The following is a 17,243-nucleotide window of genomic DNA, read 5'->3' as shown; positions in this document are numbered from 1 at the left end:
CGTGGCCGACAAGCCGTCCGAGGAGCCCGTACCCGGTTCCGGGGAGGGGGCCGAGCCCTCTTCGCTGCCCGATGACATCTGGGAGAAGTTCGCCAGGGACAGCGAGCGGGACATCCGCGCCTCGGCCCCCAAGGAACCGTCCGCGCGGGCCCGTACGGTCACCCGGCGACTGCGGGAGCGGGAGGCGCGCGGCGAACTGCCCGAAGGCTGGCGTACGGGGCCTGCCTGGCAGCAGATGAACGGGCGGTCGGCCCGGCGTCGGCGGCGGTGGGCGCTCCTCGGCGTGCCCGTCGCGCTCGCGGTGGCCGCCGTCGCGATGAAGCCGTCGCTGCTGCCCGGTGACCCCTTCGGCTCAGGGGACCGGGAGGCCGCCGCGGCGGCGGCGCTGCCGGAGGAGACGGCGGCCCCGACCGCGCCGCCCACGTCCGACCCCGGAGTCCCCACCCTGGCACGGCCGTTCGCCGGTTCTCCGGCCGAGCGCTGGGCCGACGGAGAGGCCGGGATCGTCCTGCCGAAGGCCACCGCGGTCGGCCCGCTGTCCGCGGAGCGGGTGGAGCAGGGGCTGCGGCAGACCAAGAAGCTCCTGGTCGAGGCGAACCTGAACCGGTCACCCTGCGCGGCGCGCGCCCCACCGCCGCACTCGACCTGATCGAGCCCCAGCAGAAGGACCTGCTCCACGATCTCGACACCGCCCTGCGTGAGCCGGACAAGAAGCACGATCCGCTGACCATGTTCAGCCGCTTCGACCCGGCCGAGGCGCGCCTGGCCGGTGACGTGGTCAAGACGCGGGGCCGCATCACGTTCGAGAAGGGCCGGGACGCCGCCGTCACCGTGCACGCCGACTACACCTTCGTCTACCCGGTCGTCGGCGCGGACCGGGGCGCGAAGGAGGTGACCCGCACCATCGTGCGGCGCGTGCTCGACGTGGAACTCGCCGACCCGTCGCGGTACCGGGTCACCCGGGGGAAGATCTCCGTCCTGCGCCACGACGTGAACGTCGGCAACACGGCCTGCGACGTCTACGACGGCTATCTGCACCCACACTTCGACTCGTCCCACCCCGCGGGCGCGGACCGGACCGGCCCGACGACGGACCCGTACGACCGCAGCCAGGGCCTCGACGCCGACCGATCGACGGACTGCGGAACCGTCTCTCGCGTCTGAGCGCTACGGCTCGTCCGGGCTCGTCGCCGTGGGGGTCGGTGGCCGGCTCGACGACGGGTTCGAGGGCTGCGGCGCCCTGATGGTGGGTTCCGGTGGCCCGACGGTGGGTTCCGGTGGCCTGGTCGGGGTAGCGGACTCGCGGGGCGCGGGCGTGACCGTGGGATACGAGGCGATCGGTGTGGGCGTCGCCGAAGGGTCGGCGGGCTTCGCCGGACTGCTCGCGGGCGGCGGGGCGAGAGGGACCGCCGGGGACGGGGGCGCCGCGGGGCCGGACAGGTAGAAGGGCAGCGCGACGAGGACGGCGACCGCACCGGTCAGGCCCGCCCCGGTCGCGGCCCGCCGCAGCTTGCGCCGGCTCGCGGCGCGGCGGATCTCCTCGTAGCGGCCGGGGGGCGGCCCGAGGTGCTCGGGGGAGGACCGCAGGAGCAGCACGAGCGGGTCGTCCGACCCGAACTCCGGGTCGTCGTCAAAGCGTGTGCTCAAGGCTTCTCCTCAGGTGGACGCGGAGCAGTTCACGGGCCGCGTGGAGGTCGGCCTTGACGGTTCCTTCCTTGCGCCCGGTCAGCGCGGACACCTCCCGGATCGGCATGTCAGCGTAGTAGTGCAACAGGATCGGGACGCGCAGTCGTTCCGGCAGCGACTGCACGAGCAGCCGGACCGACGGGTCGGCCTGCTCGGTGTGCGGGCGGACGGCCGCTTCCGTGGTGACGCGGCGCAGAGCCTTGCGCTCGCGCTCCAGCTTGCGCCAGTGGTCCCGGACGAGGTTGGCCGCGGTGACGTAGAGGAAGCCGCGGGGCTCCTCCACGGAGGTCCAGCGGGCCCACAGCCGGGTGAAGGCCTCCGAGGCCACCTCGTGGGCCGTCTCGTCGTCGTCGACGAGACGGCGGCACCAGCCGGCCAGGCTCGGGTAGAGGGCGGCGAACAACTCGGACGCTGCCTTGTCACGGGACCGTTTCAACGCACTCCATGGTCGTGAGGGCACTCGTAGGGAAGGATCCCGGCCGACGGAAGAGGGTTCCGTCGGCCGGGATCCGGGACGGGGTCAGGGACTGGTGGAACTCATCGTGGAACTCAGCGTGGCGAAGACGATCACGTTGTCCCGGTAGCCGTCGCCGGTCCGGGGCCCGCCACACGTGATGAGCCGCAGCTCCGGACGGTCCACGTCCCCGTAGACGGTGTCCGTGGGGAAGGCCGCCTTGGCGACCGTCCGCACGGCGCTGACGGTGAACTCGGCCTCCGAGCCGTTCTCCAGACGCGTCACGATCCGCTCTCCCTGGTGCAGCCGCGCGAGGTCACGGAAGACCCCGTCGCCGTAGGCGCCGACCGTGGCATGGCCGAGGATGACCGACGGACCGACCTGACCGGGGGTCGGCGAGTGGCCGTACCAGCCCGCCTGGTCGTCCGCCGTGATCGGGGGCACCTGCACACTGCCGTCCGCGGCCAGCCCCAGCCGCATGACCGGGGTGTCGACTCCGATGGCCGGGATCCGCAGCCTGACCGGGGCCGAATGCCGCAGGGCGTGCGCCGTGTGCGCGGGGCCGGACGAATCCCCCGATGTACGGGGGGAGTTCGCGACCGTGGACCGGTGGTCCTGCGCGGCCCCGGACCCGTGGTCGCCGGGGCCGCCGCAGCCCACCAGCAGCAGTGGGGCCAGCACCGCGGCGGCGAAGGCGCGCCGGGAGAACAGGGTCATGCCCCGGTCGCCCGCCGGCGACGCACGACGAACACCGCGCCGCCCGCCGCGAGCACCGCGGCGGCGCCCCCGCCGATCAGCGCGCCCTGGGAGCCGGACCCGGAGGACTCCTCCGCCACGCCGGTGTCGGGCGCGCCCTTCGGCACGACGGAGACCTGGCCCTGCTCCGTGGGCCTGGTCGCCACGGGCTCGGGAACCTCGCTGATGGAGGGCTCCGGCTTGGGCTGCGTGGAGCCGGGGGCCGAGGCGGCGGGGCTGGTCGGCACCGGGGTGGGGGTGGCGGTGTGCGTCGGGGCGGTGGCCACGGGGGACGGGGTCGCCGCGTCGGCGAACGCGGGCACAGTGGCCGCCAGTACAGCGGTGCAGGCAAGTGCCGCGGCACTGAGGACGGTTCGGCGCATCGGTCGCTCTCTTTCGTCGGCCCGCCGAGGCGGCGGGCTGAGGTACGAATCGAGCGGAGAGACGAGGCAGCGACGGGGCAGGTTGTAAAGAGATGGTAAAGTCGTACGGGAGTCGTACGAAGAGGTGGGGCGAGCCCCGTCAGTGCACCGAGAACCCGCCGTCGACGAAGACCGACTGGCCGGTGACATACGCGGACGCGCGGCTCGCCAGGAACACCGCCGCGCCCGCGAAGTCCTCCGCGAGGCCGTTGCGCCCGACGAGTGTGCGCGCGGCGAGCGCGGCGACCCTGTCCGGATCGGCGGACAGCCGCTGGTTCAGCGGGGTCATCACGAAGCCCGGGACCAGGGTGTTGCAGGTGACGCCGTACGGGGACCACGCCTCCGCCTGCGAGCGGGCCAGCGACTCGAGGGCGCCCTTGGAGACGCCGTACGCACCACTCTGTACGAAGGCGCGGTGCGCCTGCTGCGAGGAGATGTGGATGATCCGCCCGAAGCCCCGCTCGGCCATGCCCGGCCCGAAGCGCTGCCCGAGCAGATAGGGGGCCTCCAGGTTCAGGGCCAGGGTGGTGTCCCACTCCTCGTCCGTCAGCTCGCCCATCGGCGGACGCAGGTTGATCCCGGCGGAGTTGACGAGGATGTCCGGCTCGCCGAACACGGCGGAGGCTTCGTCGGCCGCGGCCCGTACGCCGTCGCGGGTGCTCAAGTCGCCGCTGACCCAGGCGGCCTGACAGCCGTCGACGGTCAACTCCGCGACGATGGCGGCAAGTTCCTCCTCTCGGCGCGCCACGACCACCACCCGCGCCCCGGCGCGGGCGAGGGCTCCGGTGATGCCCCGGCCGATCCCCGAACTCCCTCCGGTCACCAGCGCGACGCGGCCCTCCAGCGAGAAGAGTTCGGTGAGGTAGGACTGCGCGGTCATCTTCACGCCCCCAGGTGTTCGGTTCCGATCGGCGGTCCGGGCACGTACCGAGACCCGGTCGGGCGACCCTACGTGACAGGGGCGTGAGCCGGAGAGGGACCTCACCGTCGTACGTGGTCGTACGCATACGAAAGGGCCTGCGGGACCATCCGTCCCGCAGGCCCGGTTCGGTCCTCGTACGTCAGAACTGCTGGACGAAGTAGGGCTCGACGGTCATCCACCCGTTGCCGCGGGCACCGTAGTACGTGCCGTTGTTGTTCCGGGCCAGGGTGTACCAGGAGTCCACGTAGTCGGGGTCGTCGGTCCACCAGTCGTTCGGTATGGCGTCCAGGATCGCGTTCACCAGCGGGATGTAGGTGCCCTGGTCGGTGATGGTGAGCAGGACCGCGGCGATCGCCTTGGCGAGGTCACGGTAGTTGGTGCTGCCGTCCTCCTCCATCATCACGGCGTCGGCCAGGTTGTACTTGTAGTTCGACCAGTTGACCAGGATCTGGTTGGGCCGGTAGACCGTGCCCTCGTAGTCGAGATACGGCATGTCCACGGGGTCGACGCGGACCTTGCCGTCCTGGCCGAAGCCGCTGACCAGGGTGTAGATCTCGGCGGCGCCCTTGATCCAGGGCTCCTCGTCGTCGGACAGCTCGACTGCGGTGATCTTCGTGGTCCAGTAGCCGTCGGTGGCCGCGGCGGCCTTCGGTGCCGCGCTCGCCGCGGTGTTCACGGTGGCGGGCGCCGCTGACTGCACGCCCTCCTTCACCAGTTCCTCGCGCAGGACGTCCAGACCGGCCGCCAGCGCCTTGGAGCTGTCGACGTCGACGACGTACACCGGCCGCGTGGGCGCCTTGCGGGCGTCCAGGCGGTGGGCGCGGCCCTGGCTGTCGTAGGCGGTGACGCTGGTGACGTCGTCGTCCGAGACGGCCGCGGCGACCCAGGGGGCCGTACCGGCCGACAGCGCGGACCGCATCGAGCGGTCCCCGAGGCGCAGCCGCAGCAGCGGGCCGGTCTTCGTGTCGAGGCCCTTGGCCTCGGCGATGTCCTGGTCGGCGGCGGCGAGCTGCGACTTGAGCTGCCCGCTCGCGCGCTCGGTGACGGACACCTCGGACGACTTCAGCGCGTCCGTGCGCAGCCGCGCGCTCCAGGCCGCGTCGCCGAGCGAGCGCGCGATGTCCCGCGCCGCCCGGTCCTGGGCGGCGGTGACGGCGGACGCGGTGGCGGAGTGCGAGTGCGAGTGCGCCGAGACGGCCGCCCGCTCGGCGACCGGCGCCGCGGAGGCCGAGGCCGCGGCGGTCAGGGTCTGGGCCGCGCAGAGGGTGACCAGGGTGGCCGCGGTGACGGTGAGGGTGCCGCGCCGACGGCTCTGTCTGGGTCTCACGAGGATCGGTCCTCCAGGTCAAAGTGGGGGGTGACACGCGGTCAGGGGGTGGTGCCGGGTGGAACGGGGGGAACGGGGGAACGCGAAACGAACGGAACCGGTCCCGCGGAGGATCCGGGAGAGGATCTATGCGGGTAGATGGATCCCGTAGAGGTCATGATGATGCGGACATGTCACCGACACAAGGCCTTCACGGCTCCAGCGGATGAACTTCCATTCCATGGGCGGACGTTGGCGCGTTCCGTACGACGGCGTGTCCGGTCGGCTACCGGTAGAAGACCGCAACGCCGCCATGGTGCGAGCAGGCGCCTTGGTGGTGGGCGGCGTAGGAGTACGTGCCGTCGTTGCATCGAGCGGTGGCACCGTTCCCGGCAGCGGTGTCGGACCCCCCTGAAGAGCTGGAGTCGCCGCCCCCGGACGTCCCACCGGACGAACTGCCGCCGTGTCCCGATCCCGAGTCGAGCGCCTTCGCGGTGACGGTCACCTCCACCTTGACCGTCTTCGTAGCCGTCACGGTCGGTACGGGCTCGGGTGCGGCGGTCTCCGTCGCCGTGGCCGTCGCTGTCGCGGTGACCGTGGCGGTCGGCCGAACCTTGTCGGCCACGGCCTTGGCATCGTTCCCGTCCTTCTCCTGCCCACCGCCCCCGGCGCCGAGACCAACGCAGAACGCGAGCCCGATCGCCGGCAGCACATACCGCTTCCGCGCCCACTTCGGGGCGGTGGCGACGGGTGGCTGCGGCGGCACAGTGTATGGATTGGTCATATTGTCCCCCCGGGCGTGTTGACTGCGCTGACCGTAGTGCGAGTTGTGACGTCCGGGGTGCCGTTTCCGGGAGGTGGTCACCTGTTCGTGGGGTCATCTCACGAGCGAACCCGAGGCACCCAGGTGACTTCGCAGTTGCTTCGACGGTCAGCGGGCCTCTGTCACGTACTTCTCGATGGCGTCGGCTGCCTCTGTGAAGGGCATGTTGAAGAACTCGCGGTCCTTGCGGACGCGGTAGTCGGCGAGAAGGGCGTGAATGTCTGCTTCGATCCGGTGGGCGTGGGCCACGCTCCAGGCGCCGCGGACACCCCAAGGGATGATCACGCCGGTGGCCGAGTTGATCTCTTTGGCCCGGGTCAGGGGATCACGGTTGGTGTAACCGATCTTGAGCATCTCGGGGGCCTCGCGTGTGGAGAGCACGTAGACGAAGCCGCGGCCGTCGAGGGGAGCCGACGTGCCGGTGGCGAAGTCACGCAGCCGGTCGGGGACTCCGGTGAGCTCCAGGGCCGCCGTAGCCGCCGTCGCCTCCTTCCAGTTCGCGTCCCGGAGGCAGCGGCGGAGGTGCTGGAGCGTGCCGGACGCCTGACGTGCTTCCTTGCGGGACGGGTAGCCGAGCTGTGCGCATACCGTGAACCAGTCCCACTGGTCCTTCTTGTACGTCCGGGTGAACAGCCCCTTGATCGTGGAGAGGTCGTCGAGGCGACCGAGTGCCGCAAGGTGTCCTTGGGCGATCGCGGCCAGCACCGTCCGCGCGGCCTCGACGCGCCCGCGCTGCACGTTCGGCTTGATCGGGGCCAGCCCGAAGCCCCACTTTTGCTCTATTCGTTTGACCTGCCGACCGGCCTGACCACGCGACTCCATGCGGCAATCCTAGGCAACCACGAGTGCCCGCTTGGCTGACCTGGAGCGTCGATACCGGACGCAAGCCTGGTAACTCGCTTGTCCGACACGATCAGTTGGATCGGTACGAAGCAGATGACCCGCTGGGCCGCTGGGGCAGCTCGCGCAGGACCAGTGCCTGGGCGATCGGCTCCCCGGTGGTCTGGGCGTAGTTCATTCGCTCGCGCACCTCCCTGAGGGTGCGAGGGCGGTAACCGGGGCCACCGCAGCAGCTCTTGTGGAAGCGGACTCCGGCGTGCAGCAACACGGAGAGCGTGCGCCAGGCGGAGCTGTCTCGCCTCTTGGGCGCCGCGAAGGCGGAGCCGACATGGATCAGTGGTTCCGCACAGCGTGGACAGACCCGGTCGTGGTCGTAGCGGCCGGGGTAGGGCTGCTTGTACGAGGCCCGGCAGGGCAGGCAGACGAACGAGGTCTTCCCATGCGGCATGGGGCAAGAGTAGATCGGCCGAAGGGCCTGGGCCGACTCAAATTCGCGGTTGTGCAGCCCAGGTGACGCGGCGACGGCGACCGGCCTCAAGAACGCGACTGGTCAGAATCAGCTCTCCACAGGCACGATGATCGCGTGGCCGATCTGGAGCGCATCAGAGCAGAGCTCGTGGCGTACTACCGAGCACTCGACGAGAACGCCACCCTGCGGCACCACTTCCGCGGCGCTGACGAGGACGGCGGCCTGTGGTACTTCGAGGCCGTACCCGACCGCGGCGAGTTGATCGCCGTCAAGCAAGCCGAGCTGACTTCGACCGGCCAACTCCACCGGCACGACTGGGAGTACATGGAGGACGAGCACGGGTTCCTGACCGACCAAGCGCTCGACCTCGAAGAGGAACCGATGGAGACGATCTCGGCCGAGGAGTTCCAGCGGGTGTGGACTCAGTGAGCATGCTGGACAACCGAGGCCGCGGCCGCGTGCTTGCTGCCGACGCAGAAGCAGCGCCATCACTGCGCACACCAGGACCGGCCCGGTCACGAGCTCGGTCCACCACGGAATGCCGACCCGCACCGACGCGACCCCCACACCCACGCCGACGCAGATGTCGGTGAAGGCCAGCCACCTGCCGTAGGGCTCCCAGGCGAAGGGCGCGTAGGAGGTCGGCCTGGCCAGGCGGACCGCGCCGAATACCAGCGACTGGGCTGCGACGAGTGCGACGAGGACGCCCAGGGCAACGTTCCCGTGGTGCTCGTCGCGGGGTGCGTCGGAGGTGTTCTGGCGGACGCCGTCCTTGCTGAGGGCGACGATGTCGCGGCGCCAGCCGGTGGCGGTGACCTCGTCGCCCTGATGCAGCTTGTCGAAGAGCGGCCCCGTACGACCCTCTGCCAGGAGTCGTCGGCCTTGTCCTTGAGGGTTGCCTTGTAGACCGTGACCTTCCCTGTGAACGTGGTCTCGACCTTCGTGACGGTGAAGTGCCAGGTGGTGAGGCAGTCCTTCGCAACCGCCTTCTGCCTGCGGTCGGCACTGCGGCCGTTACGCCAGCGCCGACCGGTCTTCTCGTTGATGCCGACGATCCGGCATGCCTCTTTGTTGCTCAGGCCCTGCTGCATGAGCTGGGAGTATGCCTCCCGCTCACGCAGCAGCCGCTTACGTCCCTGGGCTACGGTCCGCAGCTCCCGGATCTTGAAGTCCATCGCATCCCCTGAACTGGGGTGTTGCGACGACCACTAGAACGGAAGATCCGGTCCGGTGCCCCTGCAGGATTCGAACCTGCGAAACCCGCATCGGGTCGTCCGCTCACACATCGCTCACGCCCCTTGGCTGGCATCCGCGTAGTAACCGAGGTCGCCGCATGGGCGCTTATTGATCTGGTGTGCGCCCCTTGTGCGCCCAGCGCATCAGGCGGATCCTCCGCGCACTCTGCCCTGGTCCCCTAACAACTGCTTCTCTGGAACAGATGATTCCCACGGATCAGAAACAGATCAAAGTGGTGCGGAGAAGGAGAGGAATGCCCTTGACGAAGCAGTCCCCATCTCAGGGCCCGGAGGGGTGGCCCGCCCGCAGTTTCCTCGGTGGCCTGCCGGAACCCGTCCGCACCAAGCTGCTCGGGATCGGTACCCGCTGCCGTTACCTACCCGAAGAGATCCTGATCCATGAGGGTGACTTCTCCAACCATGTGGTGCTCTTGCGCTCCGGATTCGTCAAGGTCACCGCTCGTCTGGACAACGGCCACGAGGCGTTGCTCGCCATCCGGGTCGGAGGGGACATAGTCGGCGAGATGGCCGCCATGGACGACGGTGCGCCGAGGTCGGCCACGGTCACCGCTTGCGGAGAGATCGTCGCCAGCATCGTCCGCGAGTCCGACCTCCGGTCCTTCCTCGAATCCCACCCCGAGGCGGCGCGCGCGGTCAACCGGATCGTCGTGCAGCGGCTGCGCTGGTCGAACCGACGGCGAGTGGAGTTCGGGGGATATCCGGTCAAGGTGCGGCTTGCCCGCGTGCTTGCCGAGCTGGCGACCTCGTACGGGCATCCGGTGCCGCGTGGGCTGGTCATAGGGGTCGACCTCACTCAGCCGGAACTCGCCGCGCTCACCGGCTCGGCGGAGGTCACCATCCACAAGGCGCTCGCCGAACTACGCAGAGACAAACTCATTACCACCGGCTACCGCCGTACCACTGTCCTCGACCTGAATCGGCTGAGGGGAGTCGCCCAGCTGCCCGTGGCCGTTCCGTAACAGGGAATCGCCCGCACCGTCTGCCGAAAGCCGTATTTTTACGACCCACTCGGTGTTCCCCGTCTCCGGGCGCACAGTTGACGCCCGACCTCGTTCGACCAAGACAGATGGGTGACCGAGTCCATGACACATTCGCAGGAGAGCATCACGCGGCATCTGTGCATGGCTGCCGACGTGGAGAAGTACAGCCGCCTCGACACTCCGAGCCAGGAGACCTTCCAAGCAGACCTGGTGCGGGTGCTGGAAGAGGCGGCGGTGCTCAGCGGCCTGGACCGCACGGCCTGGAAACGTCAGCCGCAAGGCGATCAGGAATTCGCCGTCCTGCCGCTCGAAACCCAGGAACCGGTGGTCCTCGGCGGCTTTGTACGGAGCCTGGCCGTCGGGCTCGGCGAGCGCAACGCCAACCGAGCGGAAGAGGAGCGGATGCGGCTCCGGCTCGCCATCGACTTCGGCGTGGCCCGCACGGCCGCTCTCGGCTACAGCGGGCCCGCCCCCGTCTCCGTGGCCCGCTATCTCAACGCGCCCCAACTGAAGCGGGTGCTGGAGGCTCTCGGCTCGACTGATCTTGCGTTGATCGTCTCCGACCGGGTCTACCAGGACGTGGTCCGGCTCCGAGGCGAGGGTCAGGGCCTGGATCCGAGTCGGTACGTCAGGGCGCACGTTCACCAGAAGGAGTTCAGCGGCTACGGATGGATCCACGTACCGGAGCACGGCCGGGAGGAGCTGGAGCCTCTCGTGGCAGACCCTGAGCCGGAAGAGGCCGCGGCCCCTGCGCTTACCAACGTGGTGAAGAAGAACAAGGGCGGCGTCTTCCACTTCGGCAGCGGCGACGCGGCCAGGACCATGCACAAGAAGTACTACGGGTGATGGTGCGTGAGACATGGACGACAAGATCGAACCTGTGAGCGAATTCATGGACTCGCTTCCGGCTGAGCCGTCCGCCGATGAGGAGGAGACCGCGTCCACACCTGCCGGCACGGAGACGACCGACGAACAGGTCGATCATATCCGGAAGTTGCGGGAACGGGGCCTGGCGCAGACCGTCGTCGACGGGGGAATCAAGGCGAGAGCTGTCGGCTTCGGCAGTGGCGACGCGGCCGGGACGATCTACAAGAACTACTACGGCCACCCGGCCGTCGACCCTGTCGACGGCCGGGTCCCGGAGGACGACCTGGACCGGCTGCGCGAGCTGTACGTGGCACCGGGCACGCACACCGCTCTGGTCGACCACCTGACCAGACACGGGGTCGCGGTGCTGCGTGGGGCCCCCGGCTCGGGGCGTTACACCACGGCACTGCTCGCCGTGCGGCAGGCGATGGACACCGGCGTCGTCGTCCTGGACTCAGAGGCGGGTGTGCGTCGGCTGGTGACGGACGAAAGAGGCCTTCAGCCGAGCCGGGGCCACGTCATCGAGGGTGACGGCACGGAGTGGGCGAACGAGCTGCGCCCGCAGCTGCTCATACGGCTGCGAGCAGCGACGTACGGTCGTTCTCCACTGGTGATCATCGTCGACGACCACGTGCCGGTCGGAGGTCTGACCGAGCACGTGGTCGAGCACGAGGTGGCGGACGGGATGCCGTTCCTGGTGCTGGAGCGGCAGCTGATGGTGCTGCTCGCCGACCGGCCGCTGGACTGCCGCAAACTGTTGGAGCACGAGGGCCTGCGGGAAGACCTGCGCGGACGCAGGGCCATGGCTGAGGTTGCCAGCCTGGCCGGTCAACTGGCGCGGCGGGTGCGCGACGGCGACGACGTCGACCAGATCGTGCAGGGGCTGGGAGCCGAGCTGCGGGCCAAAGCGGTGAGGCTTCTCCGACCTCCGCAGAAGAATGCGGCCGACGGGGCCGGAAGGCAGCAGCTGTCCCTGTGGTCGCACGCGTTCCTGCTGGCCTGTGTGGTGCTCGACGGTACGACGCTGAGCCGGGTCAGCCGGGAGTCCCACCGGCTCGCGGAGCTGTTGCACGGGGTGCGCTCACCCTCCTCGGTCCCGGCGATGCCGCTGTTCGAGGAGAGCGTGCGGGACTGGCTCGACCACTCCGACGTGGAGTTCACCGACCGGACCGGGCAACCGGTCGGGGCCCGGGACCCGGAGTGCCTGGTGCGGGTCAGCCAGCCCGGTCTCGGTGAGGCGGTCCTGGAGGTGCTGTGGCACGATCACAGCGGGGCCCGTGGCCCCCTGCTGGAGTGGCTGGACAGCCTCGTCGTCCGGGGCGAGGAGGACATCCGGGTGTCCGCCGCTCAGACGGTCGGTCTGCTGGCCACCTTCGACTGGGCCTACGTACACGAGGAACTGCTCGTACGTTGGGCATCCGGACGAGGGGAACACGCCGACCGGCGGCGGTTCGCCGCGGCCTGGGCACTGGAGCGGGCGGTGACCGATCCGCTGCTCGCCCCCCGGGTTCAGCGCCTGTTGTCGCGCTGGTCCCAGCGCCGTGACTTCCAGGCGTGCGCCCAAGCCGCGTACGGCACGCGGATCGGTGCGAAGTTCCCCGCGGAGGCGCTGAGCAGTCTGGAGCGGATCGCCGGGGCGGGGACGAAGAGCGTGTGGGCCGCGGTACGGGAGATCTACGCGGCCGGATCACGAGCCCAGGTGCTGGAGCGGCTGGCCCAATGGTCGGCCTCGTCACGCCACTGGCTGCGCGACGACGCCGCGAAGTGTCTCCAGGGGCTCAGCAGGTTCCGCGGCGAGCGAGCGATCACCTCCTTCCTCAAGCAATCGGGGCCCCGTGAGCACCTGCTGTTGCTGAGCCGGCGGACCCTGCTCAGCAACAGTCGTACACACCGCCAGTGCGGCTGGAACTGCATGCGGCTGTGGGTGGAGCTGGCCGGGGACGAACCCGGACTCAACAAGCTGGTGGCCGAGTTCTTCGCCGAGTTGCCCGAGCCGAACGTCGAGGGCGACCGGCTTCGGGAGCGGCTGCTGTTCCACCTGCGGCTGTGGGGTCATCAACTCCCCGACGGCGACACGGCTCTATACATCAAGTCCTTTCTGGAGGAGAGGTGGTCGATGTGACCAGCACATCGCGTCGTGGCCCGTTCGTCTGGCTGCGAGGTCTGTTTGGCGGCAGACCGGAGCAAAGGACGTCTTTCGAAGCCATGACGGTCGAGGTGCCGGAGATTACGTCGGTGCATCGCAACTCGACCGTCAGGTTCGAAACCCCCGCCAAGGGCGATGGGTTCGGCTTCCAGGTCGAGATCCGCTGCGACTGGTGCGCCGAGGGGCGCCTCGACGAGCAGACGCTCGGCCGTGCCGTCGACGGCTATCAGGCGGTCATGCCTCAACGGCTCACCGAGCGAGTTCGTGACATCGCCCGCCGCTACGAGCCGTTCCGTGCCGAGGAGGCCGAGCGCGCGGTCAACGACCACCTGCGGGAGGGGGAATGCTTCGAGAACGGGCTGGTGAGTTGTCGTACGGTGGCCCGTCTCCAGCCCGCGCCTGAGGTACTGGAACAGCAGCGCAAGGCGGCTCTGGAACTCCAGGACATCGAGCACCGGTACGCGAAGTCCGCGCTTCAGGTACGGCTGCTGAGCGAGGTCGCCGAGAAGTGGCGGGCGTTCCTCGCCGGTGGGTTGGCCGGGGTGCGGCATAACGACGACGCGCTCACCTGGTTGACGCCATGGGCGGTGCTGTTGGCCGAGCAACCGGACAAGGCGGCCACCGAGGTCGGTGAGATGTTCCGGCAGCGACAGAACCAGGTCGACGGGTTCGTCAAGCTCTTGGAGAAGCAGTCGAAGGCGTATCAGGCGCAGGATCTCTTCGAGTTCGTCGCCACCAATGAGCATCAACTCGGTCATGCAATGCGGTTGTTCGGCCTGCCTCTGCCGGGCGAGCTGGATTCCGGACGAGAGCCGGCGGAGCCGCTGCCCCGGGCCCGGTCGACCCGGGACTGAGACAACGGCGCGGATCAGGCCAGTAGCGGACCAGGAAGGACAGTCCGGCCGTCACTGCCATTAGCTGCCAGATTTCCTTGCGTTCACCGGCCTCGTCCGCCGGTGGAGCGGTGCCGTCGGCGATGGCGGCAACGGCAGACTGAACCCGTTGGGGGTGGGCGGAGGCCCCAGGCGGGGGGCGGAGGGCCTGGACCACGCAGTACACGGCGGGCAGGAACGTCGCCGTGCAGCAACAGCAGGACGGGAGTGGCCCAGGCGCCGGGCGGGCCCGCCTCGTTCCCACGCCTCGCGCATCACGTCGCCCTGCGGTATGGCCGCGGTCATCAGCCCGCTTGAACGGCACCGAGAATGCCGATCTTGGTGTCGGTGAACTGGGCCGACGCGTGGAGTGTCGTGTAAACGGTCAGCCCCGACCAGAGATCGGCACTCTTCTTCTCTCCCACGGTGGCGTTTCGGGCGGACGGATTGGAACGGGACGCGGAGGACCTCCTGGCACCAATGGTCGAGGAACTCCAGTAACCCCCCTGTCTCTGCCGGAGAACAGTCACAAGTGCGCATTTTCCTGTATTGGAGACCCCAGTGAACCTCTTGACCCCAGCACGCCCTGGTCGGCTCCTCGCCGCGGCGTTGGCACTGACTGCCGTCTTGGCAGGCAGCGGCTGCGGTGCGTTCGACACGCCCGAAGCGCGGCCTTGCGCCTGGCTGGGCCGTAGCTCAGACGGCGCGAACCACACCCAGGAGCGGACCATCGTGCTCGTGGACCGCAGCCCGTCCGCCCGGGCGGACCGGACCACCCCGCCGGGGGACCAGGTGCCGGACTGGGCGACCACTGTGCTCGCCGCTAGGGAACTCGATCCCTCGGCGCTGGAGGGCGGCACCCTGTCCGTCGCCGGCTTCGATGGCACCAGGGCCGCTGTCAGTTGGGCGGTGGATCGTGCGTTCATCACGCCCGTGATGGGCAATGACACGCTGAAGAAGGACCGGCGCGACGGCCGACGCGACTGTCTGAGACAACGGCTGCGGCAGTTGGCTGCCGAAGCGCCGAGCACCAGTCGAACCGATGTGCTCGGTGCGCTCGCCGCGGCCGAGGACCAACTCGGCTCGAAAGGTGGCCGCCGCCGGATCGTTGTGGCGACCGATGGGCTGACGAACACCGGCTGCGCCGACCTGCGCTCCGCCGGGTTCGACGGCACGGCGGAGATCAAGGCGGCGGTGGAGCGCTGTCGCAAGACAGGCGAACTGCCCGACCTGACGGGTGCTGAGGTGACCCTCGTAGGCATAGGCCACGCTGCCCGAGGCGAGGCCCCGTCCTCTCCGCAGACCGCCTGGCTGGCCACCTTCTGGACCAGGATGTGCGACGCGACCGGCGCCTCCTCCTGCGAGGTGGCCGCCACTGCCCGGGTCCGCCGGGCGGGAAAGAACACCCGGGTCGGCGAGACGGAAGCGGAGGTGACCTTCCCGGCCGTCGCGGAACAGCAGTCGGGGCGGAGCACCACGATCACCCTGCCTGGCTCCGTACTGTTCGCGACCGACAGCGGGGAGCTGTCCCGGTCGGCACAGAGCGCGCTGGACGACGCCGCCCTGCGAATCAACGACCTCGATCCCGTCTCGGTCGCCGTCTCCGGCCACACCGACTCACGCGGCAGCGAACAGCACGGCAGGCAGCTCTCGCTGGCCCGCGCGCGGGCCGTCCGGTCCGCCCTCACCGAGCGCGGGATCACGGTGGCGTCCGTCCGTGGCTACTCCGACGACCGGCCCAGATGCACCCCTGAGTACCACGACGGCGTACCGGACTACGCGGCCATGGCGTGCAACCGCCGTGTGGAAATCACCGTGACGGTGCGCCGCTGACCGACCCGCCTCCGCCCCCAGCCGTTCGTAAGCACGTCTCAGAAAAGGACGTCTTCCATGTCCCAGACCCATCGAGGCATTCCCTGCCACCACGGCTGTGGATGCGACATCCGACAACTGGTGAAGAGCGCAGAGCACGGTCCCGAACGAGACCCGGAACACCTGGACAATGGTGAGATGCGGATGCTGCTGCGCGCGGCCCGCGAGGTCGCCGAGCTCGTCGGCCACAACCGCGATCAACTCGCCGCTGCCCGGACCCGTACGATCGACGCCCACGCACGGACCGAGGAGGCGGTCCAGTCGCTGGCTCGTTTCGAGGCCGCCGCCTCTCTCCGGGCGAGCCGAGTGGCCCACGAGGCAGTCGAATCCCGCCACGCGAACGACGGCGCCCACGACCGGCGCCGCCGCGACATGTGGATACGGGTCTTGCGCTGGCCGGTCATCGCGGCCATGGCCCTGTTCGACGCGTGGTATTTCATGCGAGTCTTCCAGTACCTCACCTCCAGTGAGGAGACGGTCTCACTGGCCGAGCAGACGGTCTCCTTCCTACCCGGTGTCGTCCTGGCACTGGCCATGATGCTGTCCGGCCACGCGATCGCGGCCCCGTTGCACCGGGTACGCGAGTATCTGCACGCTCTCCGCGACCGTCGCCCGGGACTGTCCTTGCTCGGTTCGCTCGCCCTGCCCGTCCTCTACCTGTCCGCCGTGTTGTCCACGGTCACTGTGTGGGCGGTACTGAGGGCCCGTGACACGGGAATGGAGGAGGTCGAGGGCGCCCGCTACGCGCCCGGCTGGGTCGCTGTACTGATGCTGGTGCTTGCGATCACCGCCGTGGCGATGAAGGCCGTCGCCTACAACCCCTACGCGGACAGCGCGGCTGAGGCCCGCCGTGGCCTGCTGCGTGCCAGGCTGACCTATACCTGCCTGGTATGGCGAGTCGGCGATGCCTTGCGCAAGCACGAGCGGGCGTGGAGCGACCTGTGCGCGCTACGCGATGAACTGGCCTCGCAGGTACGCCTGGAGAGCATGCGCGTGTGGGAGGCGGCGATCCTGACTGCCCGCATGTTCCACGGACAGGCCGGCCACCTACCGCCCGCCCCAGCCCCCTCGCCGGGTGGAGCGGAGCCGCAGGGGCCGACAGTCGAGTCGGTGGCACCGCTCTTCTCTGGCGTGGTCGAGCCACGACCCGAGCTCGGCCCTTTGATCGAAGCCCACCGAATCGCCGTCACCTGCGCCCCGACCGAGCTGCGCGCCCGTCGTACCGAGCTGATCAGCCGCATCGACTGTCAACTCGGTCCGGTGTGACGTCGGCCGGGAACAGCCGCAGGAGCGTTGACTCCGCGTCGGCAGGGTGTATCGTCAGCGGTTTACCGCCCGATCTCATCGCGAATCACCGCATACAAGTACGCGCGTGCCTCGCGAATGCGTGTAGGGGCTCGCAGTCCATTCGTGAACGCGCTCTTCACGACGTCCTCGACACTCGAGACAGGTTCGGTAAGGCCCCCTCCTCGGCCATCAAGCGGCGAGCGAGCCCTCCCACAGGGCACCAAGGCTCGCTAGGGCGGGCAGGACCGCGCGTGCGAGCACGGCGAGGGTAACGGCCAGTGCCGTCCAATACGAGCCTGCTCCCTA

16 protein-coding genes and 2 pseudogenes are annotated in these 17,243 nt (G+C 69.5%); 8 read left to right on the top strand and 10 right to left on the bottom strand.

From position 1 onward, the window contains the following. Nucleotide 1: 1 nt before the first annotated feature. A pseudogene (locus tag NGF19_RS21025) lies at nucleotides 2–1,164 on the top strand (hypothetical protein). 3 nt (nucleotides 1,165–1,167) lie between these two features. Here NGF19_RS21025 and NGF19_RS21020 read toward each other — a convergent pair. The 9 genes from NGF19_RS21020 to NGF19_RS20980 all read right to left on the bottom strand — a co-directional run bounded on the left by NGF19_RS21020 (nucleotide 1,168) and on the right by NGF19_RS20980 (nucleotide 7,636). Further along, nucleotides 1,168–1,647: a hypothetical protein gene (locus NGF19_RS21020; protein ID WP_252426613.1), complete on the bottom strand. Its 480-nt coding sequence runs from the start codon at nucleotides 1,645–1,647 to the stop codon at nucleotides 1,168–1,170. Further along, nucleotides 1,631–2,122, bottom strand: coding sequence for an RNA polymerase sigma factor (locus NGF19_RS21015; RefSeq protein WP_252426612.1), 492 nt, complete (start codon nucleotides 2,120–2,122; stop codon nucleotides 1,631–1,633). The genes NGF19_RS21020 and NGF19_RS21015 overlap by 17 nt, the downstream gene beginning before the upstream one ends. 84 nt (nucleotides 2,123–2,206) lie before the next feature. Next, complete coding sequence (locus NGF19_RS21010) at nucleotides 2,207–2,857, bottom strand: class F sortase (RefSeq protein ID WP_252426611.1); 651 nt, start codon at nucleotides 2,855–2,857, stop codon at nucleotides 2,207–2,209. Further along, entirely contained in the window at nucleotides 2,854–3,258 is a 405-nt protein-coding gene (locus tag NGF19_RS21005) for a Tat pathway signal sequence domain protein (protein ID WP_252426610.1), read from the bottom strand. Before NGF19_RS21005 ends, NGF19_RS21010 begins: the two co-directional genes overlap by 4 nt. 139 nt (nucleotides 3,259–3,397) lie before the next feature. Further along, nucleotides 3,398–4,177, bottom strand: a complete 780-nt coding sequence (locus tag NGF19_RS21000) for an SDR family NAD(P)-dependent oxidoreductase (protein WP_252426609.1) — start codon at nucleotides 4,175–4,177, stop codon at nucleotides 3,398–3,400. 181 nt (nucleotides 4,178–4,358) lie between these two features. After that, nucleotides 4,359–5,546 carry a DUF3103 family protein gene (locus tag NGF19_RS20995; protein ID WP_252426608.1) on the bottom strand — a complete coding sequence of 396 codons (1,188 nt, stop codon included), beginning with the start codon at nucleotides 5,544–5,546 and terminating at the stop codon, nucleotides 4,359–4,361. A gap of 265 nt (nucleotides 5,547–5,811) precedes the next feature. Beyond that, a complete protein-coding gene (locus tag NGF19_RS20990) occupies nucleotides 5,812–6,309 on the bottom strand; it encodes a DUF3761 domain-containing protein (protein WP_252426606.1) in 498 nt (165 codons plus the stop codon). A gap of 147 nt (nucleotides 6,310–6,456) precedes the next feature. Beyond that, entirely contained in the window at nucleotides 6,457–7,170 is a 714-nt protein-coding gene (locus NGF19_RS20985; protein WP_252426605.1) for a GIY-YIG nuclease family protein, read from the bottom strand. 91 nt (nucleotides 7,171–7,261) lie between these two features. After that, a complete protein-coding gene (locus tag NGF19_RS20980; protein ID WP_252426604.1) occupies nucleotides 7,262–7,636 on the bottom strand; it encodes a deoxyxylulose-5-phosphate synthase in 375 nt (124 codons plus the stop codon). Nucleotides 7,637–7,771: 135 nt separating this feature from the next. Between NGF19_RS20980 and NGF19_RS20975 the strand changes: the two genes are divergently transcribed. Continuing rightward, nucleotides 7,772–8,086 carry a hypothetical protein gene (locus NGF19_RS20975; protein ID WP_252426603.1) on the top strand — a complete coding sequence of 105 codons (315 nt, stop codon included), beginning with the start codon at nucleotides 7,772–7,774 and terminating at the stop codon, nucleotides 8,084–8,086. A 554-nt stretch (nucleotides 8,087–8,640) separates the two neighbouring features. Here the strand turns inward: NGF19_RS20975 and NGF19_RS31285 are convergent. Further along, nucleotides 8,641–8,832: pseudogene (locus tag NGF19_RS31285) on the bottom strand (helix-turn-helix domain-containing protein); the annotation flags it as partial. A gap of 320 nt (nucleotides 8,833–9,152) precedes the next feature. On the opposite strand from NGF19_RS31285, the gene NGF19_RS20970 reads away from it, so the two are divergent. The 6 genes from NGF19_RS20970 to NGF19_RS20945 all read left to right on the top strand — a co-directional run bounded on the left by NGF19_RS20970 (nucleotide 9,153) and on the right by NGF19_RS20945 (nucleotide 16,916). Beyond that, a complete protein-coding gene (locus NGF19_RS20970; RefSeq protein WP_252426602.1) occupies nucleotides 9,153–9,872 on the top strand; it encodes a Crp/Fnr family transcriptional regulator in 720 nt (239 codons plus the stop codon). 123 nt (nucleotides 9,873–9,995) lie between these two features. Further along, the gene (locus NGF19_RS20965; RefSeq protein WP_252426601.1) at nucleotides 9,996–10,739 is read left to right on the top strand and encodes a hypothetical protein; all 744 of its coding nucleotides are present in this window, start codon (nucleotides 9,996–9,998) and stop codon (nucleotides 10,737–10,739) included. 13 nt (nucleotides 10,740–10,752) lie between these two features. After that, entirely contained in the window at nucleotides 10,753–12,882 is a 2,130-nt protein-coding gene (locus tag NGF19_RS20960; protein ID WP_252426600.1) for a hypothetical protein, read from the top strand. Between the two features lie 83 nt (nucleotides 12,883–12,965). Then, nucleotides 12,966–13,760 (top strand): hypothetical protein, encoded by a 795-nt coding sequence (locus tag NGF19_RS20955; RefSeq protein WP_252426599.1) that lies wholly within the window; start codon nucleotides 12,966–12,968, stop codon nucleotides 13,758–13,760. A gap of 756 nt (nucleotides 13,761–14,516) precedes the next feature. After that, complete coding sequence (locus tag NGF19_RS30995; RefSeq protein WP_252426598.1) at nucleotides 14,517–15,611, top strand: OmpA family protein; 1,095 nt, start codon at nucleotides 14,517–14,519, stop codon at nucleotides 15,609–15,611. A 57-nt stretch (nucleotides 15,612–15,668) separates the two neighbouring features. After that, nucleotides 15,669–16,916, top strand: a complete 1,248-nt coding sequence (locus NGF19_RS20945) for a hypothetical protein (RefSeq protein ID WP_252426597.1) — start codon at nucleotides 15,669–15,671, stop codon at nucleotides 16,914–16,916. The last annotated feature ends 327 nt before the right edge of the window (nucleotides 16,917–17,243 follow it).

It is taken from the genome of Streptomyces macrolidinus (assembly GCF_023887685.1).
GTDB classification, from domain to species: Bacteria; Actinomycetota; Actinomycetes; order Streptomycetales; family Streptomycetaceae; genus Streptomyces; species Streptomyces macrolidinus.
The sequence above is the reverse complement of the archived record's forward strand: the minus strand, read 5'-3'. Positions and strand labels throughout refer to the sequence as shown.

What these genes read in the sequence shown, in the direction of transcription:
- NGF19_RS20980 (WP_252426604.1), bottom strand. Translation starts at nt 7,636, where the DNA reads ATGCCGCATGGGAAGACCTCGTTCGTCTGCCTGCCCTGCCGGGCCTCG.
- NGF19_RS20985 (WP_252426605.1), bottom strand. Translation starts at nt 7,170, where the DNA reads ATGGAGTCGCGTGGTCAGGCCGGTCGGCAGGTCAAACGAATAGAGCAA.
- NGF19_RS20955 (WP_252426599.1), top strand. Translation starts at nt 12,966, where the DNA reads ATGACGGTCGAGGTGCCGGAGATTACGTCGGTGCATCGCAACTCGACC.
- NGF19_RS21005 (WP_252426610.1), bottom strand. Translation starts at nt 3,258, where the DNA reads ATGCGCCGAACCGTCCTCAGTGCCGCGGCACTTGCCTGCACCGCTGTA.
- NGF19_RS20990 (WP_252426606.1), bottom strand. Translation starts at nt 6,309, where the DNA reads ATGACCAATCCATACACTGTGCCGCCGCAGCCACCCGTCGCCACCGCC.
- NGF19_RS20960 (WP_252426600.1), top strand. Translation starts at nt 10,753, where the DNA reads ATGGACGACAAGATCGAACCTGTGAGCGAATTCATGGACTCGCTTCCG.
- NGF19_RS21000 (WP_252426609.1), bottom strand. Translation starts at nt 4,177, where the DNA reads ATGACCGCGCAGTCCTACCTCACCGAACTCTTCTCGCTGGAGGGCCGC.
- NGF19_RS20965 (WP_252426601.1), top strand. Translation starts at nt 9,996, where the DNA reads ATGACACATTCGCAGGAGAGCATCACGCGGCATCTGTGCATGGCTGCC.
- NGF19_RS21010 (WP_252426611.1), bottom strand. Translation starts at nt 2,857, where the DNA reads ATGACCCTGTTCTCCCGGCGCGCCTTCGCCGCCGCGGTGCTGGCCCCA.
- NGF19_RS20945 (WP_252426597.1), top strand. Translation starts at nt 15,669, where the DNA reads ATGTCCCAGACCCATCGAGGCATTCCCTGCCACCACGGCTGTGGATGC.